Origin of the sequence: Aquariibacter albus (assembly GCF_014145335.1) — a bacterium.
GTDB classification, from domain to species: Bacteria; Pseudomonadota; Gammaproteobacteria; order Burkholderiales; family Burkholderiaceae_C; genus Aquariibacter; species Aquariibacter albus.
In genome coordinates this window covers 277,095-293,806 of the sequence record NZ_JACIVI010000003.1, presented here as the reverse complement: position 1 = coordinate 293,806, position 16,712 = coordinate 277,095, and the positions used below count along the sequence as shown (strand labels likewise).

Sequence of the window (16,712 nt, the reverse complement as noted above, 5' to 3'; positions counted from 1 at the left end):
GGCTCAGTGAATCACCATCAGCGTGAAGGGCCAGACGTAGGCCTGCAAGGTGACCAGCACACCCACCAGGCAGGCCAGCGCGATGGAGTGGAAGAAGACGTAGCGCAGGATGTCGCCCTCATGGTTGAACCAGCGCGTGGCGGTGCTGGCCACCACGATGCTCTGTGCATCGATCATCTTGCCCATCACGCCGCCCGAGCTGTTGGCCGCGCCCATCAGGTTGGGGCTGAGGCCGAGCTGCTCGGCCGCCACCTTCTGCATGCCGCCGAAGAGCACATTGCTCGCGGTGTCGGAGCCCGTCAGCGCCACGCCCATCCAGCCCATCAGCGTGCCGAAGAAGGGATAGAGCCATCCCGTGTTGGCAAAGGCCAGTCCCAGCGTGGTGTCGGTGCCCGAGTAGCGGGTCAGCGTGCCCAGCGCCAGCATCAGCACGATGGTCAGCAACGAGTAGCGCACCAGCCAGATCGTTCGGAAGAAGGTGGCCAGGAGCTGGACCGGGCTGTACTTCATCGCCAGCCCGCCCACCAGCGCGGCCAGGAAGATGCCGGTGCCCGTGGTCGACAGAAGGCCGAAGGTGTAGACCGCGGTCTCCTTGTGGGGCGCGGGGACCACCGGGGGCATCTTCTCGATCAGGTTGTGCAGGCCCTCGATGGGGAAGGCCGGCGCCCAGATGCCGTTCCAGAACTTCTTCACCTCGGGCAGGCCCCAGACGAAGACGAACACCGTCAGGATGGCCCAGGGCAACCAGGCGCGGACCACATCGGCCGTGGGGTGGCGCTTGGGCACCGTCGGCACCTGGCCGGCTCCGCCGTCCTGTTCATGACCCTTCAGTGAGACCGAGGTCCAGATCGTCTTGGGGCGCCATACGCGCAGGAAGGCCACCAGGCAGCTCATCGAGACGACCGCCGCGATCACGTCCACCAGCTCCGGACCGATGTAGTTGGACACCAGGAACTGCGACAGCGCGAAGCTGGCGCCGGTGACCAGGATGGCCGGCCAGATCTCCCACATGGCCTTGCGGCCGGCGAAGGCCCAGATCAGCCAGAAGGGCACCAGCAGGCTGAAGAAGGGCAACTGGCGGCCGATCATGGCCGACACCTCCATCACGTCGTAGCCGTGCACCTTGGCCAGCGTGATCACCGGCGTGCCGAGCGCGCCGTAAGCCACCGGCGCGGTGTTGGCGATCAGGCTCAGGCCCGAGGCGGCCAGCGGCGAGAAGCCCAGGCCGATCAGGATCGCCGCCGTCACCGCCACTGGCGTGCCGAAGCCCGCCGCGCCCTCGAAGAAGGCACCGAAGGCGAAGGCGATCAGCAGAAGCTGCAGCCGCCGGTCTTGCGTGATGCCGGCGATGGAGTCCTGCAGCACCTTGAAGCTGCCGTTCTGCTCGGTCAGCTGATGCAGGAAGATGATGTTCAGCACGATCCAGCCGATCGGCAACAGGCCGGTCAGCCCCCCGAGCAAGGCGGCATTGCCCGCCATGCCCAGCGGCATGCCGTAGGCGAACACGGCCACGCCCACGGCGGCCACCAGCCCCATCCCCGCCGCGATGTGGGCCTTGATGTGCAGGAAGCCCAGCGCCACCAGCATCACCACCACCGGAATCGCGGCCAGCAGGGTGGAGACCACCATGCTGCCCATCGGGTCGTACACCTGTTGCCAGACCATGATCCGTCTCCTGCCTACCCTGTTGAGTTGGGGCGCGATGGTGGAGACCCGATCCCGGGCGGGCAAACGAATGCTTTTCAGCAGGGCACGCGAATTCGCTTCATCACCGGAAAACCCTGGCGTCCGACCCACACGCCTGCACCGTGCCACCGGGTGGCCGACGGATGCCGACCGGCTTGCTTGGGGGGCGCCCGATGACCTGCACCGCTGCGCTTCTTCATGTCGTCCATTCCCCGGGTTGGCGGACTCCTGCTGCTTCAGGCTGGTACGGCAGGAGGGGGGCAAGTCACTTCAACTCGCACATTGACCTCACCGAGTTGCTATGCAGTCCGCTCAGCCGCGCGGCACGAACCGCGCCGACGCGCGAGCGGCAGATTCGGGGCATGGCTGTGGATTCTGATTAATAAGATGCGACCATGCTTGACGGAATAGACCAACGATAACAGTCAACCTCAACGCAAAGATTGGACGGCAGAGGGTGCTAGCTCAACAGGGCTGACCTGCGAATCTATCCTGTCTACTCCCAGCCGAAGTTGTCCCTCATTCTTAAGCTTACGAATGATGAACTCTGCTCCGGGCGCTGTGAAGTGACCGTAGTCCCAAACCATGGGTTGCATTTCATCTGCAAGGACCCGACAACGGTTTGCGTCACAGACTTCGGCCTGGATGTCGATGTATGTTGCCCCCGAGCCTACCAGTGCTGCCTCGATTTGTCGCACGACCTGGCCCCGGTCCTTGACTCTGAAGTTGCTGGCATAAGAGGACCACAACTCACCCAGCGCCGGATCGTTGATCAGAATGTGCGGAAGTGATTTTCGGTACTCAGCAGTAGGGCCGAACACGATGACTTCGCCTACCAACGGACGTAGCCGGTCCACGGTCTCGCGGAGAGCCATGACTTCATCCGCGCCCCATCTTCCCGACAGGATGATGCCGTCAATCCGATGTCGTGGAACGAACTCTTCGTAGATATAGCGAACCATATCCGTGCAACGCTTGGCTCCGTCGTAGCGGAAAAGCGGCCGACAGCCTGAGGCCGTCGCCTGCAGCAGGTTCACGTTCGGGAAGATATTACGTATTGCACCTGCCCAGTGAGCTGCGTGTGAGTCACCTATAAGAAGATAGTTCGGCTGCTGACTCGAGAGCCTCAGGCAGTTAACTCGATCGAAGTAGTCGAATGAGTCTAGTTGTGTACCAAAGAAACAACTCCCGTAACGGGTGCTGCGCACGAAATCCTCAGTGCTCTCATAGTTTGAATACTTAAGCAGGCTGGCCTGCTTGTCGCTGAGACGATAACTGGAGTAATGATCCAAAAAGCCTCTGGTTGCAATTGCAGCAACTCCTATCACCAAGAAGAACAGGCCACCAACTAAGCTACCGAGAAAAATTTTCGGTCGGCTGACGCGATGTCTGTCTCGGAAGGGCGCCTCCACATAACGCCAAGTCAGATACGCTAGTGCAAATGAGGCCAACGAGAGCCATAACAGCAATGACGAACCGTGTTCTGTGGCGGTTCGGTATCGCGCCAATGCAAATAGTGGCTGATGCCAGAGATAGGCGCTATAGCTAACCAATCCTATCCCAACAAAGATGGATTGCCCCAACAAGCGCCCAACCATGTTCCGCGGGGATGCAAATACAATGACCAACGCCGCGCCCACGGTGGGAACTGCGGCATACAAACCTGGAAATGGCGTGATCTTGCTATAATTAAAATTGGCAAAAACCAGCAACATCATGCCCAGCCAACTTAGCGCCCCATCGATCCACTGCGGATGGGTCGGTCGCCTCGACCAATTAATATAAATAGCTGCAGCAGCCCCGATCAGCAGTTCCCAGCCTCGACTCGGCAACAGATAAAAAGCCGCCACTGGCTTCGCGTTGGTGGCCCACTGCGCAAAAGCGAAACTCGCAATCAGGAAAAAAACAAGCAACCCAAAGGTGAGTCGCTTACCAAGGCGCCCCCCCAGCATCAAGAACAGCGGGAAGAGGACGTAAAACTGTTCTTCGACCGCCAAGCTCCATGTGTGCAATAGCGGCTTGAGCTCTGCTGATGTATCAAAATAGCCACTCTCCTGCCAGAATAGAATATTTGAGGAGAATATTACAACAGAGACCAAGCTCTTCGCAAAACCGGCAAGGTCGCTGGGAAGCATCAACAGCCAAGCTGCTGCCGCTGTTACAAGCAGCACCAAAAAAAGCGCCGGAAGAATGCGTCGTGCTCGTCGCTCATAGAAATCGATAATTGAGAAACGCCCAGCGTCCAGATCTCTAGTGATGATGGTCGTGATCAAATAACCGCTGATCACGAAGAAAACATCCACTCCGACAAACCCCCCCTTCAGCCCATCAAAGCCGGCGTGAAAAAGGATGACTGGGACGACGGCCAGCGCCCGCAGCCCGTCAATTTCTCTTCTGTAATGCATGGTTCAGGCTGTTTGCTCGGCGCAACCGGTCTGGTTCAGTGCGTTGAGTTGGGTGGATTCAAAAAGTCCGGCGGCAAACGCTGGCCAAAGCGGATTTCACCGGCGCTTGACAGATGGTCTCCGTCTGACCAGTAGATGGCATCACAGTTTGCCAGATCATCCGGCAAAACAAATTTCATCAAACGATTTTGTGAAAGTAAGCGAAAGTTGGGGGGCGCTGGATGCGCAGCGGCAACTGAGTTTATCTCCTGCTCCAGTCCGTCGAACAGATCTGCCAGGTTGGGTCGCAGGCCATAGCGATAGTGACAACCCTGCTGAATGAGGAAGCGTCGTGAAATATGTGGCTCTAGCCTGGGCAGCAACCAAGTCACTGGTGTGACGCCCGCCAATTCAACAAGATAATCGAGTGTGGCCTGAATTTTTTCCTTATCATAGCCACTGATGGGCACAGCCTGATCATGAGGTATCTTTGTGAACATCGTCCGTGCGCCTTCATTGCCGCGAGCGTCACGCATCAGATAAAAGCCGGCTTGCTCGTAAATAATGTGCTTGAAGGTTTCAGGATGGGACTGCACAAAAGCTTTTACTGCTGCATATTGGCAGTTCCTGTGCGGGGTGTGCGGCCGACAGCCTCCGCTGGTCAGACCAATTATAAAGGGATTGTTGAAGCGCGAGCTTATAACCCCAAAGAGGTCGATTGCGTGACTATCACCAAGCACCAGAAAGCCGGGGCCGTGGGTCGCACGGCATTCAAGAAGGGTTCGCCCGACTTTTGAATCCAGCTCGCTGACATTAAATCGACAGGCGGTCAAGTTCTGTTTGCCGCTTTCTGCCGCCAAGAAATTTTGAGAGCCCTGAGATGTAGTTATGATATTTCGATAGAATGTTTGTTGAGTTTTAGGGAACCGAGTTGGCCAATATTCTTCATAGGTTTTGGCCAGCATGCTACCTAACCCGCCAACACAAGCGAAAATCACTAGGCCCACGAAGGAAAATATTCCCAGGTTTCGACGAGTAAGTCGCTCCCGATTTCTGAACGGTGTCTCAATGAAGCGCCAACTCGCCCAGCCGAGAAGCATTGAAAGTAAAGCCAGTCCACCGAAGGCCAATTTGCCTGGCTCCACAGCCTCTGCGTGGCGAGCGAAGACGAAAAGGGGTTGATGCCAAAGGTAGGCGCTGTAGCTGCACAGGCCTATGCCGACGAATGCCTTGTTGCCGAGGAAACGACCGGATCGTGTTTGTTGGGTTGCAAAGAGAATGATCAGCAAGGCTCCTACGGTTGGCAGCAGAGTGTATATGCTAGGGAAGCGAGTCGTCTTGTTATAAATCAGAATGGCTGCCGCGATCATTGCTATACCCAGCCAACCAGCTCCCTCCCTCATCGCGGGACTCACAGGATGCCGCTCGCGCTGAGATAGATAGAACGCAGCAAGTGCCCCCATCAAAAGTTCCCAGCCGCGGGTTGGAACCAAATAAAACGCCGCGTCTGGATGAGTCCTTGACCCCACCTCTGCAAGTATCATGCTTATGGCCGCAATGCTGCCCAGCACACCAATTATCCAGCGCTTCCCGTACCGCCAGCAGCTCAGCATAAAGAGAGGTAAGATGACGTAATACTGCTCTTCTACGGCCAAGCTCCAGGTGTGCAGAAGGGGCTTTAGTTCTGCGGCAGCGTGAAAATACCCGCTTTGCTGCCAGAAGAACACGTTTGAGGCAAAAAGTGAAGTGGCGAGCAAGCTCTGGGAGAATTCTTTCGCGTCTCCCGGCAAAAGCCAAAGCCAAGCCATGGGCAGGCACACCAAAAGCATCCAGAATAGAGCCGGGAGAATCCGGCGAGCACGCCGCTCGTAAAAATCTAAGATGGAAAAGCTACCGCGCTCCAAGTCCTTTAAAAGGATAGAAGTGATCAGGTAGCCGCTGATTACAAAGAATACATCAACGCCTATGAATCCACCGCCAAAGACTTCAAAACCCGCATGAAACAGAATTACGGGCACGACTGCCAGTGCGCGCAGGCCATCAATTTCTCTTCGGTAGTCCATATTCGCAATGATTTTTAGCGCAAAGTGCATGCAACAGTAGACCGCGGACTGTCAGATGGTCATGTTGCCTAGTTAATTGAAGTCGCAGACTTGATCTTTAGGGTGACTTGGCGTGTCGCGTTGGACATCACCCAACTGCTGTGGCAAGCACAAATACGCTTGAGTCTACCCACTTCGCTGGCGCAATCTGCCATAAGAGTGATGTTGCATCGATGATTCGGATGATCTGTTGAGCAATCAACCATGCTTGTGGCGTCGTATCGTTTTGCAGAGCCACCGAAGCACGGTCCGTACCATAGATCGTCCGGTGACTGGGCTGCTGCCGATTCCGTGGACACCGACCTAGGCTTCTCACGCTTCCTCGAACTGCACCGGGGCCGAGATATCCCAGTGTCGAGTGTCGGCGCGTCGGGTTGTAGAAGCGTTCGATGCAGTCGAACACTTCTGCTCTGACATGTTCTCGCGAACGGTGCACCTTGCGCGCTGTGCGCTCGGTCTTGAAGCTGCTCAAGAAGCTTTCCATGGCCGAGTTGTCCCATACCTCTGCGCCCCGGCTCATGCCGCACTTGGTGCCTTGTTCGGCCTGCAGGCGCTGGAAGTGCTCGCTCGTGTACTGACTGCCCGGGTCCGAGTGGTGCAGCAGATCCTGCGGTCTGCCTCTGCGCCAGACGGCCATCATCAGCGCATTGGCCTCCAGCTGCGATGTCATGCTCGACTGCATCGACCAGCCCACGACCCTGCGTGAGTACAGGTCCATCACGACCGACGCTTAGAGCCAGCCCTCGGCCGTCCAGATGTAGGTGAAGTCGGCCACCCACTTCCTCTTCGGTCCGTCGGCCTGGAACTGACGGTCCAGCACGTTGTCGGCAATCTCGCTGCGCGTGCCATCGTCCTTGGGTCATCCTCACCGTCGGGGCCGTGCTGGCAGGGCCTGCGTCCGCATCAGGCGCTCAATGCGATGCAGCCCGCAGTGCATCCCCAGTTCCAGCACGTCGTGCCGGACACGCCGTGCGCCGTATGTGCGGTCACTGCTCAGGAAGCTGTGCCGGACATGCGTGCCCAGCACATCATCCTCCAGGCTGTGCTGACTGCGCGGACAGGTCAGGCACGCATAGAAGCCGCTCCCCGAGACACCGAGCACCCCGCACATCACGTTGACCGGCCAGGCCCCCCGGTGCCTTGCCACGAACTCGAACTTCACAGGGAGTCCTCAGGCGTTGTGGGCCGCGGCATTTTTCAGGATGTCGCGCTCCATCTTGAGCTTGGCAACTTCCTTGCGCAGCCGGTCAATCTCGGCCAGCTCGGGCTTCATCACCCCTTGCCCGGGAAACGCCTGCGCCGGGTCCGCCGACGCTTCGCGTATCCACTTGCGCAGCACGTTCTCATGCACCTCCAGGTCGCGGGCAGCCTGCGCCACCGCCACGCCCCGCTCCTGGACCAGCTTCACCGCTTCAAGCTTGAACTCGCGACTGAACAGTCGTCTCGTCCTCATACGTCACCTCCGGTTCCATCTTCCACCGAAGCAAGGTGTCCATGAAACCGGCAGCAGCCCATCACCCTCGCACGGGACGCTCGCGGAACCATGCGGCCTTCGCTCCACCCTCCTGCGGGCGGTAGACCAGCTCGAACATCCTGGAGTCGTGCAAGACCTGCGGCCAGCTCCGGCGACCGTACTTTTCCGGGGTCTGCTCGGGATGCCTGGCCCGCAGCCACTCACGGGCGGCGGCCAGCGGAGTCCACCCGTCCTGGGACAGGGCTCGAGCCGCTTCGCGCAGCACGCAGACGATGCCGCTGGCCGGCCATGCGATGTGGCCATCCGGCGCGATGCCGTTGACGAACAGATCTTCAAAGGCCTTGGATGCGAGGAAGGCAGCCGCCTGCGCCCTGCTGGCATCCAGGCTGTGGATCCACTCGCGCAGCTGCTCGTGGTGCTGGCGGATGAGCGCGTGGCTGTCCTGGAGGTGGCGCAGGGCGGTGGCACAGCCTTCGTCTGTCCACAGGTCGAAGCGTTGGATGAAGTGGTGCACCAGCTCGTTGCGCATCAGCACCAGCTCTTCCACCTGGGCGCGCAGATCCGCCAGCCGGTCGGGTGCGAAGGCCAGACGAAAGCTGATCGCGAAGAGGGGCTGATCGGGGGGCGTCGGATGCGTGGGCAGCCGTTCGCATTCGAAACCCTCGGGCACCACCACGGTCTCGAACAGGACCTTCGCCAGGCTGCCGAGGGTGAGGTTTGCGAGCCTGTCGCGCCTCGCGGCCTGCTCCGCGTCGAGCGTGTCGATCGACCCGGTTCGTTCGTGCTGCGCCAGAAGGGCCTTGAGCAGGTGCTCGTCTTGCTGCAGGGACAACATGCAGCGCCCCAGCGCGCACTGGACGTCAAGCTGAGCCGCTGGCCGCATGTGCTCGGTCATCGCAGTCTCAGCGTCCATCCGTCCCGGCGGGGCCTGCGCCGCGCGCGCTCCGGCGCGAGAGCTGCGGCGGCACGCCGAACTTGCGCAGATAGGCTTCGCGCAGGTGGCGACGGTCGCGGAAGCCGGTTTCGCGGGCGACCACGTCCAGCGGGTGGCGGCTCTGCTCGATCATCAGTCGCGCGGCCTCCAGCCGCAGGCCTTCGACGGCACGGGCCGGCGAGCTGCCGGTTTCGGCGGTGAACACGCGGCTGAACTGGCGTGGGCTGAGGCGGGCCACTTCGGCCAGGGTCTCGACGGACAGCGGCTGCTTCAAGTGGGTGCGGGCATGTTCCAGCGCCTGCTGGATGCGGTCGGACTTGGGGGCGACCCTTAGCAGTTCGGCATGCTGGGACTGGCCGCCCAGGCGGCGCTGCGGCATGACCAGGCGGTGCGCCACGCCGGTGGCCACCTCGGGGCCGAGGTCGCGGTCGACCAGGGCCAGGGCCAGGTCGAGCGCGGCGGACATGCCGGCGGACGTCCAGATCGGGCCGTCGACGACATGGATGCGGTCGGGCTCGACGCGGACGCGGGGGTGGCGGGCCTGCAGGGCCGCGGCGTGGGCCCAGTGGGTGGTGGCGCGCCGACCGTCCAGCAGGCCGGCGCGGGCCAGCACGAAGCTGCCGGTGCAGAGGCCGGCCACGCGGCGCGCATGGCGCAGGGCGCGTCGCAGCAGCTTCAGCACGGCCTCGTCGGGTTCGTGGGCGAGGGGATCGAGCACGCCGGCCACCAGCCAGGTGTCGGCCTGGGTTGCGGCGCCCAGGGCCCGGGTGCTCAGCGGGATGCCGCTGGAGGACATGACCAGGCCGCCCGCCGCGCTGTAGCAGGCCAGGTCGTAGCAGGGCCGGCCGGCAAGGTGATTGGCCATTTCGAACACGGCCTGGGTGGCCAGGGCCATGAGCTGGAAGCCGTCCGAGACGATGTAGCCGAGGCGGTGCATGGGTTGGCAGGTGATGTCTTGATTCATGACTGTATGCGTCATTTACGACATGCGCTGCGAATCCGATCATGAAGCCCTGTTCCCCTCTTCCCTCAGGAGCTTCCGATGGCCCCCTCGCACCCCTCCCCCTCGCTTGGCACCGCGCTGATCACCGGCGCTTCCTCCGGCATCGGCGCGGTCTATGCCGACCGCCTGGCCCGCCGCGGCCACGCGCTGATCCTGGTCGCCCGCGATGCCCAGCGCCTGGCCGAGCAGGCCGTGCAACTGCAGCGCGACACCGGCCGCCAGGTGGACGTGCTGGTGGCCGACCTCACCCAGCGCGAGGGGCAAGAGAAGGTGGCGCAGCGGCTGCGCGAGGACGCGCAGATCAGCCTGCTGGTGAACAACGCCGGCGCGGGCACGCACCTGCCGCTGCTTGAAAGCGATGTGGAGCGCATGGCCCAGATGATCGAGCTGAACATCACCGCGCTGATGCGGCTGAGCCATGCCGTGGTGCCGGGCCTGGTCGCGCGGGGGGGTGGTGCGGTGATCAACATCTCCTCGATCGTCAGCCTGGCGCCCGAGCTGCTGAACGGTGTCTACGGCGGCAGCAAGGCCTTCGTGACGGCATTCAGCCGCTCGCTGCATCACGAGCTGTCGGCCCGCGGCGTGCGCGTGCAGGCGGTGCTGCCTGGCGCCACGGCCACGCCCTTCTGGGCCAAGGGCGGCCTGCCGGTGGAGCATCTGCCGCCGGAGATGGTGATGGGCGCCGAGCCGATGGTGGATGCCGCCCTGCGGGGCTTCGACCGCGGTGAACTGATCACCGTGCCTTCGCTGCACAGCGAAGCGGCACTGCAGGCCTACGAGACGGCGCGTGCCGCCCTGCTGCCCCAGCTCTCGGCCAACACGCCGGCACCGCGCTACCAGACGGCCGACTGAGAAGGCGTGAACGATCTTGCCGGGCCGGCCTCGCCCGGGCTGTAAGGCCGGCCGGCCCTGCTGCGACTCCCGGGCATCCGCATCGTCTGCGATGCCCATCCCCCGGAGTTGCCCATGTTCCGCCGTCACCTGCCCGTGTTCCTCGCCCTCGCCCTGTGGGGCGGCCATGCCCTGGCGCTGGAGATCCAGCCCTACAGCGAAGCGCGGCTGGGCAGCCTGCAGGCGGCGCAGAAGCCGGTGGCCGTGCACTTCCATGCGCCCTGGTGCCCGACCTGCGTCGCGCAGGAACGCAGCCTGAAGCAGCTGCAGGCCGAGCCTGGCCTGGACGTGACGGTGCTGGTGGCCGACTACGACACCGAGAAGGCGCTGCGCAAGCGGCTGAACGTGCGGGTGCAGTCGACGCTGGTGGTGTTCCGCGGCGCGACGGAGACGCAGCGCGTCGGCGGCGTGACGGAGGCCGCCGGCCTGCGCGCCGCGCTGGCCACGGCCACCGCCGGGAGCCGGTGATGGCGGCACTGTCCCTTACCCAGCTCGGGCTGAGCCTGGGCGCCGGCAGCCTGACGACGCTCTCGCCCTGCGTGTTCCCGCTGCTTCCCCTGGTGCTGGGCGGCGCGATGCAGGCCAACCGCCATGCGCCGCTGGCCATGGGCCTGGGCATGACCCTGTCCTTCGCGCTGATCGGCATGCTGGTCGGCGTGGCCGGGCCGGCGCTGGGCATCGACGGCGACACGGTGCGGGTGGCCGGCGCGCTGCTGCTGATCACCTTTGCGGTGGTGATGTGGGTGCCGGCCCTGAGCGCACGCTTCACCGAATGGATGATGCCGCTGGCCAGCACGGCGCAGGCGGCGTCCTCGCGGCTGGGCGGGAACTCGCTGGGCAGTGCGCTGCTGCTGGGCGGGGTGCTGGGCCTGGTCTGGAGCCCCTGCTCGGGCCCCTTGCTCGCCTCGGCCCTGACGCTGGTGGCCAGCGAGGGCGGGCTGCTGCGCGGCGGGCTGGTGCTGGGCGTGTTCGGCCTGGGCGCGGCGATCCCGCTGGTGCTGGCGGCCTATGCCTCGCGCAGCGGCTTCAACCGCATGCGCGGCGCGGTGCTGGCGCGGGTGGACGCGGTGAAGAAGGGCTTCGCGCTGCTGCTGGGCGGTATGGGCGTGGCCATCCTGACGGGGGCCGACAAGGTGCTGGAGGCCTGGGTGCTGGGCGTCCTGCCCGAGGCCTGGGTGAATCTGACCGTCGGCCTCTGAGCCGCTGCGCGCGGCCGGGCTCAGACCCGGTTCAGCGACAGGCCAGCCGTGCTGCGCAGCTGCTCGGTCAGCGCCTCGGCGATCTGGCCCAGCGGCAGCACGGCATGGGCCGCGCCGGCGGCGATGGCCTCGCGCGGCATGCCGAAGACGACGCAGCTCGCTTCGTCCTGGCAGACGTTCCAGCTGCCGGCCTCGCGCATGGCGCGCATGGCGCGGGCCCCGTCGGCGCCCATGCCGGTCAGCATCACGCCCAGGGCATTGGGGCCGACGACGCGGGCCGCGCTGTGGAACAGCACCTCGACGCTGGGCTTGTGGCGGTTGACGGGCTCGCCGTCCTGCACGCGGGCGATGTAGTTGGCACCGCTGCGTTCCACGCTGAGGTGCAGGCCGCCCGGAGCGATGTAGGCATGGCCGGGCAGCACGCGCTGGCCGTCCTCGGCCTCGGCCACGCGGATGCGGCACAGGCTGTCCAGGCGCCGGGCGTAGCTGGTGGTGAAGCCCGGCGGCATGTGCTGGGTGATCATGACGGCGGGGAAGTCGGCCGGCAGGCGGGTCAGCACCTCGCGGGTGGCTTCGGTGCCGCCGGTGGAGGCGCCGAGGAAGACGATCTTCTCGGTCGACAGCCGGCCCATGGGCCGTGCCGCGGCGGCCGGGGCCGCGGGGGCCGGTGCGGCCACGGCGGGCAGCGGCAGCGGGGCCTTGCGGATCTGGGCGCGGGCGGCGGCGCGGATCTTTTCGCTGATGTCGGCGCCCAGCTGGCGCAGGCCGTCGGCCACACCGATCTTGGGTTTGGCGACGAAGTCGACCGCCCCCAGCTCCAGCGCGCGCAGCGTGGTCTCGGCGCCGCGGGCCGTGAGGGTGGAGACCATCACCACCGGCATGGGCCGCAGCCGCATCAGGCGGGCCAGGAAGTCCAGGCCGTCCATCTTGGGCATCTCGACGTCGAGGGTGATCACGTCGGGGGCCAGGCTGCGGATCATCTCGCGCGCGGCCAGCGGGTCGGCGGCGGCGCCGACGCAGCGCATGTCGGGCTGGCGGTTGATGATCTCGGTGAGCAGGCTGCGCACCAGGGCGGAGTCGTCGACGACGACGACACGGATGGGGTTCATGCGGAGTCTCCTCGTCCCTGGGCTCAGAACAGGTCGATGGAGCCGGCGGCACTGGCGGCCGGCACCGGGGCCTTGGCGGCGGCGCGTTCCTGGGCCAGCAGATCGGGCGCGGCGGTGGCGGCCAGGCGCTTGACCATGGCGCGGCCGCTGGCCGGGAAGAAGGCCACCTTGCGCGGGTAGATGTCGAGCACGTCCTGGCTGATCACCGGGATGCGCTCGGTCTTGAGGTAATCGAGCACGAAGCGGGTGTTGCGCTCGCCGACGTTCATCGTCGTCATGCCGCCCAGCACGGCGCCGCCGCCGAAGACCTTGGCCTCGAGCGAGAGGCGCGAGGCGCCGCGCTTGAGCATCTCGTTGATCAGCAGCTCCATGGCGAAGCTGCCGTAGCGGCCGCCGTCCAGGCCGGCGCCCACGCCGTTCTGCTCGGGCAGCATGAAGTGGTTCATGCCACCGATGCGGCGCTCGCGGTCCCACAGGCAGGCGGCGATGCAGGAGCCCAGGGTGGTGACGATGAGAAGGTCCTCGTCATGGACGAAGTACTCGCCGGGCAGCACCTTCACGGCCTCGGTGCGGAAGTGCGCGTCGTAGAAGAAGAAGCCGGCCTGGCCGGGCTTGCGCGGCAGGGCCTTGAGGCGCTGCAGGCGCTCCTCGGAACGGCCGGTCGGCGGGGGGGCGGTGGCGGCAGCCAGGCTCATCGGGGGGATCCGTTCATCGCAAGGGCGGAGCGGCTTCAGCCGTCCACCCGGTCGTAGATGGTCTTGCCGCGGAGGCGGAACAGGTCGCGCGAATCGCCGAAGTTCTCGGAGTGGCCGACGAAGAGCAGGCCGCCCGGCTTGAGCACGCGGTGGATGCCTTCGAGCACGCGGCGCTGGGTGGCCGCGTCGAAATAGATCATCACGTTGCGGCAGAAGACGACGTCGAAGGGCTCGCCCAGCGACCAGGCGCTGCTCATCAGGTTGAAGGGGCGGAAGTCGATCAGCCGCGCCAGCTCGGGCTTGATGCGGATGCGCCCGGCGTTGGCGCCGGTGCCGCGCAGGAAGTGGCGCGCGCGCCGTTCGGGGCTGAGGCCGCGGGCCTCGTGCTCGTAGACCCCGCGCTGGCCGGTGGCCAGCACGCGGGTGTCGATGTCGGTGGCCAGGATGCGGCCGCCGGTGCCGGGGCCCAGGGTCTCGACCAGGGTCATGGCCAGCGAGTAGGGCTCCTCGCCGGTGGAGGCCGCCGCGCACCAGAGGCGCGGCGTGCCGCGCAGCGCGCGCAGGCGCTCGGCGAGCACGGGAAAGTGGTGTTCCTCGCGGAAGAAGGCGGTCAGATTGGTCGTCAGCGCATTGACGAAGGCCTGCCACTCGTCCTCGGCGGCCGGGCCGCTGGCCTGCTCCAGCCACTGCAGGTAGTCGGCGAAGCTTTCGTGGCCGGTCTCGCGCAGGCGGCGCGAGAGGCGGCTGTAGACCATGGCCTGCTTGCTCTCGGCCAGGCTGATGCCGGCGCGGGCGTAGATGAGGCGGCGCACGCGCTCGAAGTCGGCCGGGCCGAAGACGAACTCCCGCTCGGCGGGATGGGGCAGTTCGCGAACGCTCAGGGCAAGGCTCATCGGGCGGGTCCAGGGCAGGCCGCGGGAGACGGCACCCCCCGCTTATCGGCAACAAGTCTGTCCGGCTTGATGGCTGCGACAGGCCGGGAACTGCGGGGTGGCGCCCGGCCAGATTGCCCGATGGCGCCGGGCCGCCCGGCCTAGACTGGCCACGGCGCCCCGCACCGGCGGGGCCCGGGACGGGCCGCGCCCTGTCCGCCCTGCCCTCCGTCCTCCGGGTTCTGCCTTGGCCGACCTCCCCCCGCCCGCCGACACGCCGCGCGCCCTGCACCTGGCCCATGCCCTGGCCCTGCTGCAACGGGCTGGCATCGCGCTGCCCGAAGCCGGCCCGAGCGGCGAGATCGCCTGGCTGCAGGCCCTGATCGACGGCCTGTGCGAGCTGTCGAGCCGCGACGCGCTGACCGGTGCGCTCAACCGCCGCAGCTTCGAGCTGGCGCTGGACCGCGAGCTGGACCGCGTGGCCCGCAGCGGGGAATCGGCCCTGCTGCTGCTGCTGGACCTGGACCACTTCAAGCGCGTGAACGACCTGCACGGCCACCCGGTCGGCGACCGCGTGCTGCAGACCGTCGCCCAGACCCTGCAGCAGGCGGTGCGGCCGATGGACACGGTCGCGCGCATCGGTGGCGAGGAATTCGCGCTGATCCTGCCGAACTGCCCGCCCGCCTTCGGCGAGGCGGTGGCCGAGCGGGTGCGTGCCCGGCTCGCCAGCCGCAGCCTGCCGCTGCCCGGCGGCGACAGCTTGCGGATCACCGTCAGCGTCGGCGGGGCCTACGCGCCGGCCTGGGTGCGTTCGGCCGCGCGCTACTGGCTGGCACGCGCCGACGCCCAGCTCTACCGCGCCAAGGCCGAAGGCCGCAACCGCAGCTGCTTCGAACCGAGCAGCCTGCAGCCGGCGCTGGCCCGCGTCAGCCCGGACGAGCGGGCCCTGCTCTTCGGCACGCCGCCGTCGGCGCCGCCGACGGCCCGGCCCGGGGCCGCCGCCGAATGACGCCGAGCTCGCCCTCCCCCCTGACGCCTCCTCCCCCGATTCCCACCATGCCTGCCGTGCCGACCGATTTCCCCCGACCCGACGATGCGCCGCCCGAGGGCAAGGCCGCGCGCTTCGCCGAGCTGGGCGCCGGCCGGCCCGCCCGCGTGGTGGCCGTGACCAGCGGCAAGGGCGGGGTCGGCAAAACCTTCGTCAGCGCGAACCTGGCCGCCGCGCTGAGCCGCCGCGGCCTGCGGGTGCTGGTGCTCGACGCCGACCTGGGCCTGGCCAACCTCGACGTGGTGCTGAACCTCGCGCCGCAGCGCACGCTGCACGACGTGTTCACTGGCGGCAGCGTGCTGGAGGAGGCGCTGCTGCCGGCCCCCGGCGGCTTCACCGTGCTGCTGGCCGGCTCGGGCCTGGTCGAGTACTCGCGGCTGACGCCCGACCTGCGCGAGCAGCTCTTCGGCGTGATCGAGCAGGTGCGGCCGCTCTTCGACGTGGTGCTGCTCGACACCGGGGCGGGCATCTCGGACGTGGTGCTTTACACCATCTCCCTGGCCGACGAGGTGCTGGTGGTGGCAACGCCCGAGCCGACCGCGCTGACCGATGCCTACGCCACCCTGAAGGTGCTGGCGCACCAGCAGCATCGCGAGCGTCTGGGCCTGGTCATCAACCAGGTGGCGCGCAGCGGCGACGGCCGGGCCATTGCGGCGCAGCTGCAGGCCGTGGTCGACCGCTACGTGCTGCCGATGACCGGGCACCCGGTGCAGCTGCAGCTGATCGGTGACATTCCGGCCGATCCGGCCGTGCGCGAGGCCGTGCAGCGCCGCGAGCTGTTGATCGAGCGCCTGCCCGGCAGCCCGGCCGCGCAGGCCTTCGGGCCGCTCGCGCGGCGCCTGGCGCCGGACTGAGGCGGGCGGTCGGGCCGGCCTGGGCGACACTTGGGCCCATGCTGCCCAACCATGACGACCGCCCGCCGCACGCGCAGACCGCCTTCGACCTGCTGGGCGGCGAAGCGCCGGTGCGCCAGCTGGTGGACCGCTTTTACGACCTGATGGATCTGGAGCCGGACTACGCCGCCCTGCGCGCCGTGCACCCGCCGACGCTGGAGAGCGCGCGCGACAAGCTGTTCTGGTTCCTCTGCGGCTGGCTGGGCGGACCGAACCACTACATCGAGCGCTACGGTCACCCGCGTCTGCGCGCGCGGCACCTGCCGTACCGCATCGGCATCCGGGAACGCGACCAGTGGCTGGCTTGCATGGCCCAGGCCATGCGGGACTGCGGGGTGGCCGAGGCGATGCAGCCGCGCCTGGCCCAGGCCTTCGCGCAGACGGCCGACTGGATGCGCAACGTCGGCGGCGCCTGAGCCGCG

The 16,712-nt window shown here is 65.8% G+C and carries 14 protein-coding genes and 1 pseudogene; 6 read left to right on the top strand and 9 right to left on the bottom strand.

The features are described 5' to 3' along the window. Positions 1 to 3: 3 nt before the first annotated feature. The 6 genes and pseudogenes from H4F90_RS10765 to H4F90_RS10740 all read right to left on the bottom strand — a co-directional run bounded on the left by H4F90_RS10765 (position 4) and on the right by H4F90_RS10740 (position 9,517). Positions 4 to 1,665: an L-lactate permease gene (locus tag H4F90_RS10765; protein ID WP_182664374.1), complete on the bottom strand. Its 1,662-nt coding sequence runs from the start codon at positions 1,663 to 1,665 to the stop codon at positions 4 to 6. Positions 1,666 to 2,117: 452 nt separating this feature from the next. Then, positions 2,118 to 4,091 carry an acyltransferase family protein gene (locus tag H4F90_RS10760; RefSeq protein ID WP_182664372.1) on the bottom strand — a complete coding sequence of 658 codons (1,974 nt, stop codon included), beginning with the start codon at positions 4,089 to 4,091 and terminating at the stop codon, positions 2,118 to 2,120. Positions 4,092 to 4,126: 35 nt separating this feature from the next. Beyond that, positions 4,127 to 6,133 carry an acyltransferase family protein gene (locus H4F90_RS10755; RefSeq protein ID WP_182664370.1) on the bottom strand — a complete coding sequence of 669 codons (2,007 nt, stop codon included), beginning with the start codon at positions 6,131 to 6,133 and terminating at the stop codon, positions 4,127 to 4,129. Between the two features lie 373 nt (positions 6,134 to 6,506). Continuing rightward, positions 6,507 to 7,625: pseudogene (locus H4F90_RS10750) on the bottom strand (IS3 family transposase); the annotation flags it as partial. 61 nt (positions 7,626 to 7,686) lie between these two features. Next, the gene (locus H4F90_RS10745; RefSeq protein WP_220486135.1) at positions 7,687 to 8,541 is read right to left on the bottom strand and encodes an OST-HTH/LOTUS domain-containing protein; all 855 of its coding nucleotides are present in this window, start codon (positions 8,539 to 8,541) and stop codon (positions 7,687 to 7,689) included. A 7-nt stretch (positions 8,542 to 8,548) separates the two neighbouring features. Then, positions 8,549 to 9,517, bottom strand: a complete 969-nt coding sequence (locus H4F90_RS10740; RefSeq protein ID WP_182664529.1) for a GlxA family transcriptional regulator — start codon at positions 9,515 to 9,517, stop codon at positions 8,549 to 8,551. Positions 9,518 to 9,622: 105 nt separating this feature from the next. On the opposite strand from H4F90_RS10740, the gene H4F90_RS10735 reads away from it, so the two are divergent. The 3 genes from H4F90_RS10735 (at position 9,623) to H4F90_RS10725 (ending at position 11,673) form a co-directional block, all read left to right on the top strand. Continuing rightward, entirely contained in the window at positions 9,623 to 10,435 is an 813-nt protein-coding gene (locus tag H4F90_RS10735) for an SDR family NAD(P)-dependent oxidoreductase (protein ID WP_182664366.1), read from the top strand. A gap of 114 nt (positions 10,436 to 10,549) precedes the next feature. Beyond that, positions 10,550 to 10,942: a thioredoxin family protein gene (locus H4F90_RS10730; RefSeq protein WP_182664364.1), complete on the top strand. Its 393-nt coding sequence runs from the start codon at positions 10,550 to 10,552 to the stop codon at positions 10,940 to 10,942. Then, positions 10,942 to 11,673, top strand: coding sequence for a cytochrome c biogenesis CcdA family protein (locus H4F90_RS10725; protein ID WP_220486134.1), 732 nt, complete (start codon positions 10,942 to 10,944; stop codon positions 11,671 to 11,673). Before H4F90_RS10730 ends, H4F90_RS10725 begins: the two co-directional genes overlap by 1 nt. Positions 11,674 to 11,693: 20 nt before the next feature. On the opposite strand, the gene H4F90_RS10720 is transcribed toward H4F90_RS10725, so the two are convergent. From H4F90_RS10720 to H4F90_RS10710, 3 genes are read right to left on the bottom strand one after another with little or no spacing between them, the layout of a single operon-like run. Beyond that, positions 11,694 to 12,782 carry a protein-glutamate methylesterase/protein-glutamine glutaminase gene (locus tag H4F90_RS10720; protein WP_182664360.1) on the bottom strand — a complete coding sequence of 363 codons (1,089 nt, stop codon included), beginning with the start codon at positions 12,780 to 12,782 and terminating at the stop codon, positions 11,694 to 11,696. Positions 12,783 to 12,805: 23 nt separating this feature from the next. Then, positions 12,806 to 13,477: a chemoreceptor glutamine deamidase CheD gene (gene cheD / locus H4F90_RS10715; RefSeq protein WP_182664358.1), complete on the bottom strand. Its 672-nt coding sequence runs from the start codon at positions 13,475 to 13,477 to the stop codon at positions 12,806 to 12,808. A gap of 35 nt (positions 13,478 to 13,512) precedes the next feature. Beyond that, positions 13,513 to 14,370 (bottom strand): CheR family methyltransferase, encoded by an 858-nt coding sequence (locus H4F90_RS10710; RefSeq protein WP_182664356.1) that lies wholly within the window; start codon positions 14,368 to 14,370, stop codon positions 13,513 to 13,515. A 226-nt stretch (positions 14,371 to 14,596) separates the two neighbouring features. On the opposite strand from H4F90_RS10710, the gene H4F90_RS10705 reads away from it, so the two are divergent. Genes H4F90_RS10705 through H4F90_RS10695 form a run of 3 tightly spaced genes read left to right on the top strand, consistent with a single transcriptional unit; the run spans position 14,597 to position 16,706 of the window. Then, positions 14,597 to 15,358 carry a GGDEF domain-containing protein gene (locus tag H4F90_RS10705; protein WP_235972147.1) on the top strand — a complete coding sequence of 254 codons (762 nt, stop codon included), beginning with the start codon at positions 14,597 to 14,599 and terminating at the stop codon, positions 15,356 to 15,358. Positions 15,359 to 15,405: 47 nt separating this feature from the next. Then, a complete protein-coding gene (locus H4F90_RS10700; RefSeq protein WP_235972146.1) occupies positions 15,406 to 16,251 on the top strand; it encodes a MinD/ParA family protein in 846 nt (281 codons plus the stop codon). Between the two features lie 38 nt (positions 16,252 to 16,289). After that, positions 16,290 to 16,706, top strand: a complete 417-nt coding sequence (locus H4F90_RS10695) for a group II truncated hemoglobin (RefSeq protein ID WP_182664352.1) — start codon at positions 16,290 to 16,292, stop codon at positions 16,704 to 16,706. Positions 16,707 to 16,712: the final 6 nt, after the last annotated feature.